This is a genomic window from Microbacterium sp., assembly GCF_035556355.1.
Classification (GTDB): domain Bacteria; phylum Actinomycetota; class Actinomycetes; order Actinomycetales; family Microbacteriaceae; genus Microbacterium.
The window spans coordinates 74,623-88,601 of record NZ_DATMFG010000057.1 but is presented as its reverse complement, the minus strand read 5'-3'; the positions used below and the strand labels follow the sequence as shown (position 1 = coordinate 88,601).

The following is a 13,979-nucleotide window of genomic DNA, read 5'->3' as shown; positions in this document are numbered from 1 at the left end:
CATGCAGCCCACCAGCCCCGCCCAGTACGCCGCGGCCACCGAGCGCCGGACGCCCGACGTCGAGGTCGTGAGGCCCGGCGTCTGGTCTCTCCCCCTGCCCCTCCCTCGCCGTGCGGGGATGGAGTCGACGCTGTGCACCGTGTACGTCGGCGACGACGGCGGCGTCACGGTCATCGACCCGGGGTGGGACGCGGGCGACAATCGCGCACGCCTGCTCTCGCTCCTCGCACGCACGGGGCGCTCGATCGCCGATGTCCGCCTCATCGTCGCGACCCACCTGCACATCGACCACCTCGGGCTCGCGCCATGGATCCACCAGGAGTCGGGCGCGCGGATGGCGCTGCATCCGCTCGATGCCGAAACCCTGCTCCATCCGCCGGAGACGACTCCCGACGACGCGCTCTTCGACCGGTGGGGCGTCCCGCGTGACGAGCGTCACGACTTCCGCCCGGCGATCAGGGCGAGCTTTCCGGAGCTCGACACCGGCGCGCTGATGCCCCTCGAGGGCGGCGATGTCATCGAGCACAGCGGGTCGCGCCTCACCGTGCTCCACACGCCCGGCCATACGCGAGGCTCCGTCTGCCTCGTCGATGCGGGCAACGGGCTGATCATCACGGGCGACCACGTCCTGCCCATCGTGCGGCCCGGCCTGGCGCTCGGCGGCGACGAGCACGCGGATCCGATCGCGGACTACCTGACGTCCCTCGCCTCGCGCCCTACGACGACCTCGAGGTCCTGCCAGCGCACGAGTACCGCTTCCGCGGTCTCGGGGAACGGCGGAGCGACCTCGCATCGCACCACCGGCAGCGCAGCGAAGAGGTCGCGCTGCTACTCGACCGGCTTTCCTCGCCGACCGTGTGGCGCATCGCCGAGCGGATGACGTGGACCGGTGGATGGGAAGCCGTCCGCGGATTCGTGCGCCGCTCCGCGCTTGCGCAGGTCGAGCACCACGTGCGCCACCTCGGGCGCGAGAACGAGCTCGTCCGCGCGCCCGATGCCGGCGGCGCGGTCAGAGCCGAGCGATCTCGACGCGCGACGTCCGACCCGTGAACGTCTGCGCGGGGTCGCCTGTCGCGACGAACAGCGTCGCGCCGTCGTCCGCGACGGCCGGCGCCACACCGCCCTGCGTGAGCTCGACCTCCTCGACGACCTGCCCGTCGAGGTCGTAGCAGCGGATCGTGGTGCTGAACGGGTTGCCGGCCCACACTCGGTCGTGCGGATCCATCGCGAGACCATCCGGGGCGAACGGCCTCGTCACGAAGACGGCGAGGTCGAAGAACACCGACACGTCGTCCGATCGGCTCAGCTCGTCCGAGGCGAGGAACACCTCGCCCTCACCGAGCCGGCCGTCCTCTCCGATCGCGAAGCGCCGCAGCCGTCCGCCGAGCGTCTCGGCGACCACGAGCACGGACGAGTCGGATGTCGCCACCAGCCCGTTCGGGAGCGCGAGGCCCTCGGCGACCACGCGGACATCGCCGTCGGGAGCGACCCGCAGAATCCGCCCCGGTTCGGGCGCCTCCTCTCCGTAGCGGAACCCGTTGTCCCCCACGTACGCGGTGCCGTCCGGCAGCACGAACATGTCGTTGACCGCGACCGCGTGCGCGGACAGGTCCGCGTGCACGGCGCTGGTGCCGTCGGGACCGATGCGCAGGAGCTTCTTGTCGTCCATCGAGACCACGAGGAGGTCACCGCCCGGAAGCCACCCCAGGCCGGACGGATGCGGCGGCACTTGGATGATCACGGTGCGCGTCCCGTCCTCGTCCACGGTCTGCACCGTGCGATCGCCGTAGATGTCGGAGAAGTATAGCAAGCCGTCGCGCCACCTCGGGCCCTCGGCCCATCCGATGTCCTCGATCAGCACCGTCGAGCGCTTCATTGCGGCTCCCGTCGTGTCTTTTGTGTATAAACTTCTAAACAATATAACCTAATACAGTCAACGTGGACACGAAGGGGAAAGCTGCCGTGAAGTTCGGACTGTTCCAAACCCCGTTCTCGCCGCCCGAGCGGTCACCGCGGGAAGTCTTCAATTGGGCGGTCTCGCAGGCCGTCGCCGCTGAGGAGGCCGGCCTCTCCGAGTTCTGGGTGGGTCAGCACTTCACACTGGCGTGGGAGGCCATCCCCAGCCCCGAGCTCGTCCTGGCCGCCGCGGCCCGCGAGACCGAGCGCATCGTGCTCGCGCCGGGGGCGCACATCCCACCCTATGCGCACCCCGCAAGCCTCGCCTCTCAGACGGCATGGATGAGCAACATCCTCGAGGGCCGCTACATCCTGGGCGTCGCGACCGGCGTGAATCCCGTCGACGGCCAGCTCCACGGCTTCGCCGACATGAAGCGCAACCTCGAGATGACCGTCGAGTCGCTCGACATCATGGAGAAGATCTGGTCGGGCGAGCCCTTCGACTACAAGGGCAAGTACTGGTGCTCCTCCTTCCCCGCGCAGGACGACACCCTTCCGCCGCTGCGGTATTCGCGACCCTACGGCGGCCAGATGACGATCGCGATCGGCGGCGCGAGCCCCAACTCCACGTCGATCGAGGTCGGCGGGCGGCGCGGTCTGATCCCACTGTCGTTCGGCGCGAACCCGGCCCTCGTGAAGAACCACTGGGACACGTACTCCGCAGCGGCGCGCGAGGCCGGCCGCACGGACGGCTACGACCGCACCATCCACCACGTGACGATGGACGTCTTCGTAGCCGACACGGATGCCGAGGCCGAGCGCATCGCGATCGAGGGCCCGATCGCGAAGGCGTGGCGTGGGCACCTCATCCCGAATGAGCAGCGCCGCGCGGCACGAGCCGGCACGCCGCCGGTGTGGTCGCTCGACGACGACATGCGCGACATCGTGCGCAAGCACATGATCGTCGGCAGCCCCGAGACCGTGATTGAGAAGCTGAGCGCGTTCGTCGAGGCGAGCAACGGCTGGGGCACGACCCTCATCTTCGGTCACGACTTCTCGGATGACCCGGCACCGTGGAACTACAGCATGGAGCTGCTGGCGAAGGAGGTCGGCCCCAAGGTCGGGCTCGACGTCGAGTGACGCGCTGATCGTCGCGCACACCGAGCGCGCCGCGGACCCGGACCGCGGCGCGCTCCTCTGTCTGCGGGGACCTTTGCGGTCAGGCCGTCTCGCGCCGGCCGAACTCCTGCCGCAGGCGCTGCCCGTCGGCATCGAGCGACGGAGCGGCGTCGAGCGAGGCCGACCCGCTGCGGCTGAAGCGCACGGGTGCCGCCGGCTGACGCAGCGGCCCCGCAACGGGATGCTCGACCTCCTCGAAGAAGCCGGTCTGCGCCAGATGCGGATCGACGAAGAGGTCCTCGATCGTGTTCACGCGCATCGCGGGCACGCGGGCTTCGTGCAACTGTTCCAGCAGGGACCGGGTCGGATGCCGCGCCAGCGCGTCCTTCAGCCACGCGTAGAGCTCGTCGATGTTCTCCGTGCGGGCCCGGATGGAGGCGAAGCGGGGATCCTCGGCGAGCTGCGGTTCGCGGAGGATCCGGAAGAGCGCGGCCCAGTGGGCATCGGTGGACGCGAGGATCGAGATCATCCCGTCCGCCGTCGCGTACGGGTGGCGATGCGGAGAGTTGGTGCGCGCATATCCGGCCGGGCCGCGCGGCGGGTTATGAATGAACCCGCCCTGCTGCTCCGCGAGCAGGAAGCCGACCATGGTCTCGAACATCGGCACCTCGACGAGCTGGCCGACGCCGGAGCGCTCGCGCTCGTAGAGCGCCGCGTTGACGGCGCCCACCGCGACGATGCCCGTGATCTTGTCGGTGAGCGGGGTCCGCACGTACTGCGGAGGACCGTCGCCGGTCTGGTGGGCGGCGATGCCCGAGATGCCCTGCATGACGTCGTCGTAGGCGCCGAGTGATCCGTAGGGTCCGTCCGCGCCGAAGCCGTACATCGCGCACACGATGATGCGCGGGTTCATCCGGCTCAGCGTCGGGTAGTCGACGCCGAGCCGCACGTCGGAGCCCGGCGGCCGGTTGTGGGCGACGACGTCGGCGGCCTCCACGAGCGCGTGGAACGTGGATCGGTCGCCGGGGTCCGCGAGGTCGAGCTCGATCGACTCCTTGCCGCGGTTGATGTTGAGGTAGATGGGCCCCAGGCCGTGGCCGGTCGCGTCGGCGATGCCCCGCGCGATGTCGCCGCCCGGTGGCTCGACCTTGATGACCCGCGCCCCCATCTGGGCGAGCATCATCGTGGCGTACGGCCCCATCAGCATGTTGCTGAGCTCGATGACGGTCACGCCCTCGAGCGGTCCCGGGCGGGTCATCCGGCCTCCATCCGCTCCGGGTCGCGGCGCATCATCGCCTGCCGCACCGCGCGGCACACGACCTCGGCCCGCTGGTTGACGCCGACGTGCCGGAAGGTCACGATGCCGGCATCCGGTCGCGACTTCGACGCCCTCGCCTCGAGCACCTCGGTGGTCACGCGGATCGTGTCGCCCGCGAACACGGGAGCGGGAAACTCGATCGACGAGAAGCCGAGGTTGGCGACGGTCGTGCCGAGCGTCAGCTCGGGCACGGTCATGCCGATCACGAGCCCGAGTGTGAACAGCGAGTTCACGAGCGGCCGTCCGAACTCGGTTCCCGCGGCGAACTCCGCGTCGAGGTGCAGCGGCTGCACGTTCATCGTCATAGACGTGAAGAAGACGTTATCGGCCTCGGTCACCGTGCGCGTGAACGCATGCTCGACAACCGTCCCGACCTCGAGGTCGTCGAACCACGTCCCGAATCGACGCGTCATGCGACCCTCCCTTGCTGCGAATCCACGGATGCCGCGGCCAGCGCGTCCCGGTGTTCGGGGGCCGCGATCGCGATGAGCGCCTCGGCGCGCTCCCGCACGGTCCGGCCGCGCAGGTGCGCGACGCCGTGCTCGGTCACCACGACGTCGACGCCGTGATGCGGGGCGGCGATCGCGTCCCGCGGATCGTGGCGGGCGACGATGCACGAGGATCCGTCTCGCGTGGTCGACCGCAGCGCGATCACGCGCAGCCCGCGCTCCGACAGGTAGGCGCCCTCCGCGAAGTCGGGCCCCCCGCCGACGCCCGCGATGACGGCGCCCTTGACCGACTCCGACACGACCTGCCCGCGAAGGTCCACGGCGACGGCTCCGTTGACGGACACGAACGCCGGCAGCGCCGAGAGCGACACCGGGTCGTGCACGCGCCGCGAGCTGCGCATCTCGACGATCGGGTTGTCGGCCGCCCACGCCATGAGGGCCGGGCCGCCCATGAGCTCGACGGCCTGCACGGGGCCGCCCGCCGCGGCAGCGATCGCCTCGACGAGCGGCACCATGGACTCCGACACGAGTCCGATGAGCCCGAGGCCCATGTCCGCCGCGCGCGATGCGAGGTCCTGCGCGAGCGTCTCGGGGACCGCGCCGATTCCGAGTTGCACCGTCGCCTGCGCGGGGAGGACCGAGAGCACGTGCCGGGCGACGGCGCGAGACGCCTCGTCGGGTTCGGCCGCGGGGTGGCCGGGCATCGCGTGCTCGGAGCGGATGAAGCGATCGATCCGCGACACGTGCACGGCACTGTCGCCCCGCGTGCGTGGGACGTCGTCGGCGACCTCGGCGAGCACGAGGCCCGCGGCGTCGATCGCGGCCCGCGCGAAGGTCGTCGAGGGGCCGAGGCTGCAGAATCCGTCCGCATCCGGCGGGCTCACCCGCACGAGCGCGATGTCGACGCCGGCGATCACCGTGGCGGGGACCGCGGACAGCCGCACGGGGGTGTAGTCGATGAGCCCTTCGCGCATGAGGCGGCGCAGGGACCCGTGGATGTGCCAACTGCGGACCTTCAGCGCCCCCGCGCGGATCGCCTCTTCGAGGGGAGGATCCCCGAGCAGGATGCCTGCGCGCAGTTCCAGGTCGCCGACCCGTATCGCGTGGTCGGCGAGGCCGGCGAGAAGAGTGAGCGGCGTCCCACAGCAGTTGTTGGCGACGACGGTCGCGCCGGCGGGGACGCCGTCGAAGGCGCTCTCGCGGGCGACGAACTTCATTGCCCCTCCCTCGAACCTAATCTAGTAATAGATTATAACTACAGCAGATCACCGAGGAGAACCCATGGACTTCCGCGAACCGGAGCACATCACCGCGATCCGGGGGGCGATCCGCGACCTGTGCAGCGGGTTTCCGGACTCGTACTGGCGCGAGCACGACAAGTCCCATGAGTTCCCGTGGGAGTTCTACGACGCGATGGCGCGCGACGGATGGATCGGCATCTCCATCCCCGAGGAGTACGGCGGCGGGGGCGGCGGCATCACCGAGGCCTCGATCGTGCTGGAGGAGGTCGCGGCATCCGGTGCCGCAATGAACGGCGCCACGACCATCCACATCTCGATCTTCGGGATGAACCCGGTCGTCAAGCACGGCTCCCCCGAGCAGAAGGAGCGGTACCTTCCGGGCGTCGCCGCCGGCGAGCTCCATGTCGCGTTCGGCGTCACCGAGCCCGACGCCGGCCTGGACACGCCGGCCATCGCGACCCGCGCAGTCCGCGACGGCGACCACTACGTCGTGAACGGGCAGAAGGTGTGGACCTCGAAGGCGCACGTCGCGCAGAAGGTGCTGCTGCTCACGCGGACGACCCCCCTTGAGGAGGTCGCCAAGCGCACGGACGGCATGACGCTCCTCCTCGCCGACCTGCAGGTGCCCGAGGTGACCATCAGCCCGATCGACAAGATCGGCCGGAACGCCGTCGCCTCGTGCGAGACGCGCTACGACGGCCTTCGCGTCGATGTCGCCGATCGCGTAGGCGAGGAGGGCCGCGGGTTCACTTACATCCTCGACGGCCTCAACCCCGAGCGGATCCTCATCGCGGCCGAGGCGGTCGGCATCGGGAAGGTGGCGCTGCGCCGGGCGGTGCAGTACGCGCAGGAGCGCACAGTGTTCGGCCGCCCGATCGGCAAGAACCAGGGCGTGTCGTTCCCCCTCGCCGAGGCCCACATGCGCCTGCGCGCCGCCGAGCTCGCGGTGCGCGAGGCCGCGTGGCGGTACGACAACGGGCTCCCGTGCGGTGAGCAGGCGAATGCCGCCAAGTTCCTCGCATCCGATGCCGCGTTCTTCGCGGCCGACACCGCGATGCAGACGTTCGGCGGATTCGCCTACGCGACCGAATATGACGTCGGGCGGTACTGGGTGGAGTCGCGCCTCATGAAGAGCGCCCCGGTGCCGCAGCAGATGGTGCTGAACTTCATCGCCGAGCACGTGCTCGGCCTCCCTCGCTCGTACTGACCGACAGGAGAAGACATGACTCGGATGACCCGCCCGCACGTCGTTCGCGAGGCCGGACTGCCGGCCGCGGTGACGATCTACGAGGTCGGACCGCGCGACGGGCTCCAGAACGAGAAGACCACGATCGCGACGCGCGACAAGGTCCGGTTCGTCGAGCGTCTGATCGCCGCCGGACTCGGCACGATCGAGGTCACGAGCTTCGTCCGACCGGACTGGGTCCCGCAGCTTGCCGATGCCGCCGACGTGCTCGCCGAGCTCGACTTGGACGGGCCGGTGCGGATGCCGGTGCTCGTCCCGAACGAGCGGGGCCTCGACCGCGCCGTCGAGGCGGGCGTGCGCTGGATCGCGATCTTCGGCAGCGCGACCGGGGGACTCGCGCGCGCGAACCTCAACCGCACGGTGGAGACGCAGTTCGACATGTTCCGCCCGGTCGTCTCGCGTGCGCGCGAGCTCGGGCTCGACGTGCGCGCCTACGTCTCGATGTGCTTCGGCGACCCGTGGCAGGGGCCGGTCGAGACCACCCAGGTCGTCGACGTCGGCAAGCGCCTGTTCGACCTCGGCGCGACGCAGCTCTCTATCGGCGACACGATCGGCGTCGCGACGCCCGCCCACGTGACGGAGCTCATCGGCGCCTTCGGAGACGCCGGGCTCGGGCCCGACGTCCTCGCGATGCACTTCCACGACACGTATGGCCAGGCGCTGTCGAACGCGTACGCCGCGCTGCGTGCGGGGGTCACGACGTTCGACACCTCGGCCGGTGGGCTCGGTGGATGCCCCTTCACGCCGGGCGCGACCGGCAACCTCGCCACGGAGGACCTCGTGTGGATGCTCGAGGGTCTCGGCATCCGCACCGGCGTGGACCTCGATCGGCTCGTCGAGACGAGCACGTGGATGGCAGGCCTGCTCGATCGCCCGTCCGAGTCGCGCGTCGTGCGCGCGCTCACCGCACCGGTGACCTGAGCTCCTCGAGCCGCGCGTGATGCTCGGCGCTGCGCATCGACCGCTCCTCGGCGGCTATGCCGTTCTCGAGCGACGGCCACGAGGCGAGGAGCATCGAGTTCAGCGCGCGCTTCGTGCCCTGGAGCGCCGCGATCGGGAGCGCCGCCAGACGGTGGGCAAGCGCGACCGACTCGTCCAGGAGCTCCTCCTGCGGCACCACGCGGTTCGCGAGCCCCGCGCGCACGGCGTCCTCGGCGGGGAGTCGTCCGCCGAGGAAGAGAAACTCCTTGGCGACGTGCATACCGGTGAGCGAGGACCACAGGACGCCGCCGTCGCCGGCGGCCAGCCCGACGTCGACGTGCGGGTCGCTGAACCACGCACCGGGTGCGGCGAGCACGATGTCCGAGAGGACGGTGAGGGTGCAGCCGAGCCCGATCGCCGGTCCGTTCACCGCGGCGACGAGCGGGAGGCGCGTGCCGAGCATTCCGGAGATGATCCTGGCCGCCGTCTTCATGACGGATGCGGCGCCCTCCTCGCTGCCCCCTGCGTCGCGGATCCAGTCGAGGTCTCCGCCGGCGCAGAACGCACGACCCGACCCGGTGAGCACGACGGCGCGTGCATCCGTGTCGGCGTCGAGCCGCGGCCACACGTCGGCGAGTGCCTCGTGCAGCTCGTGGTCGACGGCGTTGAGCGCGTCGGGCCGATCGAGCGTGAGGATCCGGACCGGGCCGTCCGCCTCGACTCGCAGGCGGCTCACGCGCCGGCTCCAGCCGGCTCGTGCTGCAGGATCCAGCCCTCCTGCAGCGCGCCCGTCAGGACGGGCTCCTCGAAGTAGTAGCAGTGTCCCGCGCGTTCGAGGATCACGAGCTGGGAGTTCGGGATGGAGCGGTGCATGAACCGTGCGTTCTCGAGCGAGCACAGGATGTCCTCGGCGCCTGCCGTGATGAGCGTGGGCGCGGTGATCGTCGCGAGCTCGTCCGCGCCCATATCGTGCCCGCGGATCGCGTTGAGGTGTCCGAGGTAGTTCTGCCGCGAGAACTCGGAGTGGCTGACGACGTCCGACGGCAGATCTGCGAGCAGCCCGCGCGACCCCGCGGCCCACGTGCGGAGGTACTCGCGGATCATGCCTCCCGTGTTGGGCAGGCCGAGGTCCATGATGTACCGCCGGAAGTCGCCCTGCTGGATCGTGCGCCGGTCGAGCTTCGCGGCGGTGGCGTGGAGCGTCAGGGTCGACACGAGGTCGGGGCGCATCGCGGCGACGCGCATCGCGATGAAGCCGCCGAGCGACACTCCCGCGACGTGGACGGGACCCTCGTCGAGCGCCTCGACGACGGATGCCGCGTCGCGCGCGAGATCCTGGATCGTGAGCGACTCGTCGGCGTGGGAGGCGCCGCCGACCCCGCGGTTGTCGAACGCCACGCAGCGGATGCGGGGCGCGAGTCGGTCGACGAGGGCGTTCCACGCGTTCTTGCCCGTCCCGCCGCCCTGGATGAGCACCAGCGTGGGCCCCTGCCCGAACTCGCGGATCTCGGTGGTGAACGTCGGCGTGCTGATCTTCCGCACGATGGGTTCCATGCCGCCTCATTTCGGCTCGCCGGCGTTCATCGCCGATTTCTGATCCTGCAAATCTTTGTATACTTATACCACCTGACATCGTTGTGGGAGCCGGAGGCCGCGTGGACGCCAAGACCGAGATCGTCGAACTGCCGTCGTTCACCACGGAGGTGGCCCATGCCGGATCCGGGCCGACCCTCGTGCTCATCCAGGGCCTGGGCACCGACCACCGCGCCTGGAACCCCATCGTCGAGCACCTCGCCCCCTACGTGCACTGCGTCGCATTCGACAACCGGGGAGTGGGCAAGGCGTCGCCCGTCGGCGCGACGACGACGATCGAGGACCTCGCCGACGACGCTGCCGCCCTCATCGAGTCCCTCGGCGAAAACGCGGTCCACGTGGCCGGCGTCTCGCTCGGCGGCGGCATCGCGATGCGCGTCGCCTCGCGCCACCCCCACCTCGTCAAGAGCCTCTCCCTCCACTCGACCGCCGCGCGCCCCGACCCGCGGCTGCTCGCGATGCTCGAGTTCCGCGGGCGACTCCTCGAGAAGGGCGTCGCCGGCGACTTCCTGCGCTCGTTCGTCGCGATGTGGGCGTGGAGCCCAGAGGGCATGTCGCTCGCCGCGCTCCCCGAAGGATCGACTGAGATCGACACGCTCGAGCTTGAGGAGTACGCCCAGCACCTCCGCGTCGCCCAGGAACAGTGGATGACCGACGAGGAGCTCGCCAAGATCACCGCGCCGACCCTCATCACCGTCGGCTCGGAGGACATCCTGACCACACCCCGCCACGCCCACGACCTCTACCGAGGCATCCGCGGCTCCGAGCTCGTGACGGTCGAGGATGGCGGACACGCCTACTACTCGGAGAATCCCGGCCTGTTCGCGTCTCTGCAGCTCGGCTGGGTCCTCCGCCACTCCTGACCCGACTCCCGACGAAAGGCGACCACATGGCCGCAAGCATCCACATCCGCCAGCTGTCCAAGCACTTCAAGGGGAACACCGTCGTCCGCGACCTCGATCTCGAGGTGGAGGAAGGCGAGATCGTCGTCCTGCTCGGACCGAGCGGCTGCGGCAAGACGACGACCCTCCGGTGCCTGGCCGGGCTCGAGAAGCCCGATGGCGGGTCGATCTCCCTCAAGGACAGGGTCGTGTTCGACGCGGAGAAGCGCATCGACGTGCCGACGCACAGGCGCGACATCGGCATGGTCTTCCAGTCCTACGCGCTGTGGCCGCACATGACGGTGAAGCAGAACATCTCCTACCCGCTGAAGGTGAGACGGATGCCGAAGGCGCAGCGCACCGAATGGGTGGAGCGCTCCGCCGCGCTGGTCCACTGCAGCGACCTTCTCGACCGGTATCCGGCACAGCTGAGCGGCGGCCAGCAGCAGCGGATCGCGCTCGCGCGGGGTCTCGTCGCCCGCCCGGCGCTCGTGCTGCTGGACGAGCCGCTCAGCAACCTCGACGCGAAGCTCCGCGACCAGGTGCGCACGCAGATCCGCGAGCTGCACCAGGAGCTCCGCTTCACGGGGGTGCTCGTCACGCATGACCAGGAGGAGGCGCTCGCGCTCGGCGATCGCATCGCGATCATGCGCGACGGGCGGATCGAGCAGTACGACACCCCCGAGAAGGTCTTCCTGAAGCCCGACACGGAGTACGTCGCGTCCTTCATCGGCCTTTCGAACCGCATCGAGTGGACCCGGGAGGACGGCGACTGGGTCACGGCGGCCGGTGCGCGCGTCTCGGTCACCGAGCTCGGCGACGTGCCGGGCGACCGCGCCGTCTCCACCATTCGGCCCGACGATCTGCGGCTGCACCAGGCGCGCCCCTCGCACTCGGGCGGGCTCCTCACCTTCGACGCCAAGCTCGTCACCGTCGAGTATCTCGGCCGGCACGTCGACGTGACCGTGGAGGCGGGCACCACCCGCCTGCAGATCCGCGTACGCGGCGAGGATCAGGGGTGGGTCAGGGCCCTCGAGCCGGGCTCGGACGTCGTGGTGAGCGTGCCGATGGCGGACCTGCACAGCTACACAGCGTGAGCTGGCGCCGTCAGAACGACCACACGAGCGGCACGATGCCGACCGCCACCGCCAGGTATAGAACGGCGAAGGGAGCGCCGAAGCGCGTGAAGTCGGCGAAGCGGTAGTTCCCCGCCTCCTGGATCACGAGGTTCGGCGCGGTGGCGACCGGCGTGAGCACGGCCGCCGCCGCCACCACGGTGATCGCCATGAGGAAGGGCAGCACGGACACGTCCAGCAACGACGCGACAGACACCGCGACGGGCGCGACGATGAGGACCGTCGCGGTGTTACTTATGACCTGACCGAGGATCAGGACGACCAGGCAGAGGGCGAGGAGCGCGCCGAGCGGGCCGGCAGGGCCGACGAACGTCACGACGGCGCTCCCGATCATGGCATCGAGCCCCGTGACTGTGAAGGCCGTGCTGATCGGGATCAGTCCGGCCACGAGGATGACCGTCGACCACGAAATCGCACGGAACGCACGTTCGACGGGAACGATCCGGAGAACGATCAAGGCGCCGGCCGCGAGCAGCGCGCCGACCGCCATTGGCACGAGATCGGACGCGAGTGCGACGACCATCGCCACGAGTATGCCGACGGCGACCCATCCGCGTCGACCGATCGGCGCGACCTGACGACGGATCGCCGCCGGGTCCTCCACCACCAGCAGGTCCCGATCCGAACCGACGCGGTCGAGCGCATCCCAGGGCCCGTGCAGTACGAGCACGTCGCCGATCTCGAGGGCGACGGATGCGTCGTCGGGCTCGGCCCCGTCGCGGTGGATCGCGAGGACGACGAGTTCGCCGCCGCCGACGAGCATGCCGGGGAACGCCTCGCGGCCCACGAGCCGCGAGCGCGGCGCGACTACGAACTCTGCGATGCCCGCGTACGCATCGACCAACGCGGTCGCGCCCGATCCACGGCGCGCCTCGGTGAGGCCGAATCGGCTCTCGATCCTCTCCAGCGCCGGCTCGGACGCGCGCACCGCGATCATGTCACCGACAGCCAAGAGGGACTCCGGCGGTTTCGGGCGCCCGGACGAGTCGCGCACGACGAGCATCCGCATTCCCGTCTCGTCCGGCGCGAGCGCGCCCGCCCACGGGCGCCCGACGAGGGGCGAGCCGGCCGAGACCTCGAACTGCACGACACGGCTGCTCCTGGTCATCGAGCCCACGAGCGCATCCGTGTGCGCGAGCAGATCGCGCGGAGGCGTCGAGGCGGAGCGGTCTGGGAGAAGCCTGCGCCGCAGCAGCACCGTCAGCAGCACGGTCCCCACGACCAGCGGGACGCCCGCGATTGCGAAGTCGAAGAAGCCGAAGGGCGCGCCCGTCTCCTGCGCGGCGAGTTCCGAGACGATGACGTTCACGGGCGTTCCGGTGAGCACGAGCATCGACCCCGCGTGCGTCGCGAAGAGCATCGGCATGAGAAACCGCGACGGCGGGACGGCAAGACGCGTCGCGATGATCATCGCGACGGGCAGCATCGTCGCCACGGCGCCGCTCACGCTCAGCACCGCACTCAGCATCGACTGGATGACCATGAGGATGACGAGCGGCCGAGCCAGGCTCGTCCCGGCGCGCTCGACGACGAAGCGCCCGACACGCGCCGAGACCCCCGTCGCCTCGAGCCCCTCGCCAACGACGAAGAGGGACGCGATGAACATGACCGTGGGGTTCGCGAACCCTGCGAGCGCTTCAGGGAGCGTGAGCACACCCGTCGCCCACAGCGCCAGCGCGACGCCGAGTGCGACGACGGCGGCCGGCACCCGGCCACTCGCGAACGCCACGATCGCCACGATGAGGACGGCGACCGTCGCGACGAGCGGGGCGCTGATCATGCCGGATCGGCGACCCACTCCGTGATGGGCTCGTACACCGTGGCGTATACCGGCTGCGCCATGGACGATGACACCTCGAGGCCCGCCTTGAGCGCGTGACGGAGCGAGCGCATCGCCTCGGCGGGATTACCCTCGATCTCGTAGATCGCGACGTACTCGAAGTCGGACAGGGGCGCGAACTGCGCGTCGGACCGATGGTAGCGGCGGGCGCGCACGAATCCGGGGATCGCAACGACGTCGCGAAGATGACGCTCGCTGTACCACTCGTTGAACTCGGACTCGCGACCCTCGACGGGGTTCGTGTGGACGATGAAGATCGACGTCGCCATGGGAGTCACTGTAGCTCCAGATTGACTTTTCTCTATAAAGATTATTACCGTAAGAATGATGGCCATTGAG

14 protein-coding genes are annotated in these 13,979 nt (G+C 69.9%); 6 read left to right on the top strand and 8 right to left on the bottom strand.

Annotated elements, in window-relative coordinates; genetic code table 11:
- The first annotated feature begins 1 nt into the window (after nt 1).
- On the top strand, nt 2–880 hold the full coding sequence (locus tag VNR19_RS16515; protein WP_325728367.1) for an MBL fold metallo-hydrolase: 879 nt from the start codon (nt 2–4) through the stop codon (nt 878–880).
- A gap of 129 nt (nt 881–1,009) precedes the next feature.
- On the opposite strand, the gene VNR19_RS16510 is transcribed toward VNR19_RS16515, so the two are convergent.
- On the bottom strand, nt 1,010–1,876 hold the full coding sequence (locus tag VNR19_RS16510) for an SMP-30/gluconolactonase/LRE family protein (RefSeq protein ID WP_325728366.1): 867 nt from the start codon (nt 1,874–1,876) through the stop codon (nt 1,010–1,012).
- Between the two features lie 86 nt (nt 1,877–1,962).
- On the opposite strand from VNR19_RS16510, the gene VNR19_RS16505 reads away from it, so the two are divergent.
- On the top strand, nt 1,963–3,036 hold the full coding sequence (locus tag VNR19_RS16505; RefSeq protein WP_325728365.1) for an LLM class flavin-dependent oxidoreductase: 1,074 nt from the start codon (nt 1,963–1,965) through the stop codon (nt 3,034–3,036).
- A gap of 79 nt (nt 3,037–3,115) precedes the next feature.
- On the opposite strand, the gene VNR19_RS16500 is transcribed toward VNR19_RS16505, so the two are convergent.
- Genes VNR19_RS16500 through VNR19_RS16490 form a run of 3 tightly spaced genes read right to left on the bottom strand, consistent with a single transcriptional unit; the run spans nt 3,116 to nt 5,999 of the window.
- Nucleotides 3,116–4,273, bottom strand: a complete 1,158-nt coding sequence (locus tag VNR19_RS16500) for a CaiB/BaiF CoA transferase family protein (protein ID WP_325728364.1) — start codon at nt 4,271–4,273, stop codon at nt 3,116–3,118.
- Nucleotides 4,270–4,746 carry a MaoC family dehydratase gene (locus VNR19_RS16495; protein WP_325728363.1) on the bottom strand — a complete coding sequence of 159 codons (477 nt, stop codon included), beginning with the start codon at nt 4,744–4,746 and terminating at the stop codon, nt 4,270–4,272. The genes VNR19_RS16500 and VNR19_RS16495 overlap by 4 nt, the downstream gene beginning before the upstream one ends.
- Nucleotides 4,743–5,999 (bottom strand): acetyl-CoA hydrolase/transferase family protein, encoded by a 1,257-nt coding sequence (locus VNR19_RS16490; RefSeq protein ID WP_325728362.1) that lies wholly within the window; start codon nt 5,997–5,999, stop codon nt 4,743–4,745. The genes VNR19_RS16495 and VNR19_RS16490 overlap by 4 nt, the downstream gene beginning before the upstream one ends.
- Nucleotides 6,000–6,063: 64 nt before the next feature.
- Between VNR19_RS16490 and VNR19_RS16485 the strand changes: the two genes are divergently transcribed.
- Nucleotides 6,064–7,230 (top strand): acyl-CoA dehydrogenase family protein, encoded by a 1,167-nt coding sequence (locus tag VNR19_RS16485; RefSeq protein WP_325728361.1) that lies wholly within the window; start codon nt 6,064–6,066, stop codon nt 7,228–7,230.
- Between the two features lie 24 nt (nt 7,231–7,254).
- The gene (locus VNR19_RS16480; RefSeq protein WP_414684199.1) at nt 7,255–8,190 is read left to right on the top strand and encodes a hydroxymethylglutaryl-CoA lyase; all 936 of its coding nucleotides are present in this window, start codon (nt 7,255–7,257) and stop codon (nt 8,188–8,190) included.
- On the opposite strand, the gene VNR19_RS16475 is transcribed toward VNR19_RS16480, so the two are convergent.
- Nucleotides 8,171–8,926: an enoyl-CoA hydratase/isomerase family protein gene (locus VNR19_RS16475; RefSeq protein WP_325728359.1), complete on the bottom strand. Its 756-nt coding sequence runs from the start codon at nt 8,924–8,926 to the stop codon at nt 8,171–8,173. The two genes, VNR19_RS16480 and VNR19_RS16475, sit on opposite strands and share 20 nt — an antisense overlap.
- Nucleotides 8,923–9,744 (bottom strand): alpha/beta fold hydrolase, encoded by an 822-nt coding sequence (locus tag VNR19_RS16470; protein ID WP_325728358.1) that lies wholly within the window; start codon nt 9,742–9,744, stop codon nt 8,923–8,925. Before VNR19_RS16470 ends, VNR19_RS16475 begins: the two co-directional genes overlap by 4 nt.
- 101 nt (nt 9,745–9,845) lie before the next feature.
- Between VNR19_RS16470 and VNR19_RS16465 the strand changes: the two genes are divergently transcribed.
- Both VNR19_RS16465 and VNR19_RS16460 read left to right on the top strand, forming a co-directional pair.
- Nucleotides 9,846–10,646 carry an alpha/beta fold hydrolase gene (locus tag VNR19_RS16465; RefSeq protein ID WP_325728357.1) on the top strand — a complete coding sequence of 267 codons (801 nt, stop codon included), beginning with the start codon at nt 9,846–9,848 and terminating at the stop codon, nt 10,644–10,646.
- Between the two features lie 26 nt (nt 10,647–10,672).
- Entirely contained in the window at nt 10,673–11,761 is a 1,089-nt protein-coding gene (locus VNR19_RS16460; RefSeq protein ID WP_325728356.1) for an ABC transporter ATP-binding protein, read from the top strand.
- A gap of 10 nt (nt 11,762–11,771) precedes the next feature.
- On the opposite strand, the gene VNR19_RS16455 is transcribed toward VNR19_RS16460, so the two are convergent.
- Nucleotides 11,772–13,580 carry an SLC13 family permease gene (locus VNR19_RS16455; RefSeq protein ID WP_325728355.1) on the bottom strand — a complete coding sequence of 603 codons (1,809 nt, stop codon included), beginning with the start codon at nt 13,578–13,580 and terminating at the stop codon, nt 11,772–11,774.
- Nucleotides 13,577–13,909 carry a hypothetical protein gene (locus VNR19_RS16450; protein ID WP_325728354.1) on the bottom strand — a complete coding sequence of 111 codons (333 nt, stop codon included), beginning with the start codon at nt 13,907–13,909 and terminating at the stop codon, nt 13,577–13,579. The genes VNR19_RS16455 and VNR19_RS16450 overlap by 4 nt, the downstream gene beginning before the upstream one ends.
- Between the last annotated feature and the right edge of the window lie 70 nt (nt 13,910–13,979).

Excerpts from the sequence above, each read along its gene's own strand:
- VNR19_RS16515 (WP_325728367.1), top strand. The coding sequence starts at position 2 with ATGCAGCCCACCAGCCCCGCCCAGTACGCCGCGGCCACCGAGCGCCGG.
- VNR19_RS16510 (WP_325728366.1), bottom strand. The coding sequence starts at position 1,876 with ATGAAGCGCTCGACGGTGCTGATCGAGGACATCGGATGGGCCGAGGGC.
- VNR19_RS16500 (WP_325728364.1), bottom strand. The coding sequence starts at position 4,273 with ATGACCCGCCCGGGACCGCTCGAGGGCGTGACCGTCATCGAGCTCAGC.
- VNR19_RS16495 (WP_325728363.1), bottom strand. The coding sequence starts at position 4,746 with ATGACGCGTCGATTCGGGACGTGGTTCGACGACCTCGAGGTCGGGACG.
- VNR19_RS16490 (WP_325728362.1), bottom strand. The coding sequence starts at position 5,999 with ATGAAGTTCGTCGCCCGCGAGAGCGCCTTCGACGGCGTCCCCGCCGGC.
- VNR19_RS16485 (WP_325728361.1), top strand. The coding sequence starts at position 6,064 with ATGGACTTCCGCGAACCGGAGCACATCACCGCGATCCGGGGGGCGATC.
- VNR19_RS16480 (WP_414684199.1), top strand. The coding sequence starts at position 7,255 with ATGACCCGCCCGCACGTCGTTCGCGAGGCCGGACTGCCGGCCGCGGTG.
- VNR19_RS16470 (WP_325728358.1), bottom strand. The coding sequence starts at position 9,744 with ATGGAACCCATCGTGCGGAAGATCAGCACGCCGACGTTCACCACCGAG.
- VNR19_RS16460 (WP_325728356.1), top strand. The coding sequence starts at position 10,673 with ATGGCCGCAAGCATCCACATCCGCCAGCTGTCCAAGCACTTCAAGGGG.
- VNR19_RS16455 (WP_325728355.1), bottom strand. The coding sequence starts at position 13,580 with ATGATCAGCGCCCCGCTCGTCGCGACGGTCGCCGTCCTCATCGTGGCG.
- VNR19_RS16450 (WP_325728354.1), bottom strand. The coding sequence starts at position 13,909 with ATGGCGACGTCGATCTTCATCGTCCACACGAACCCCGTCGAGGGTCGC.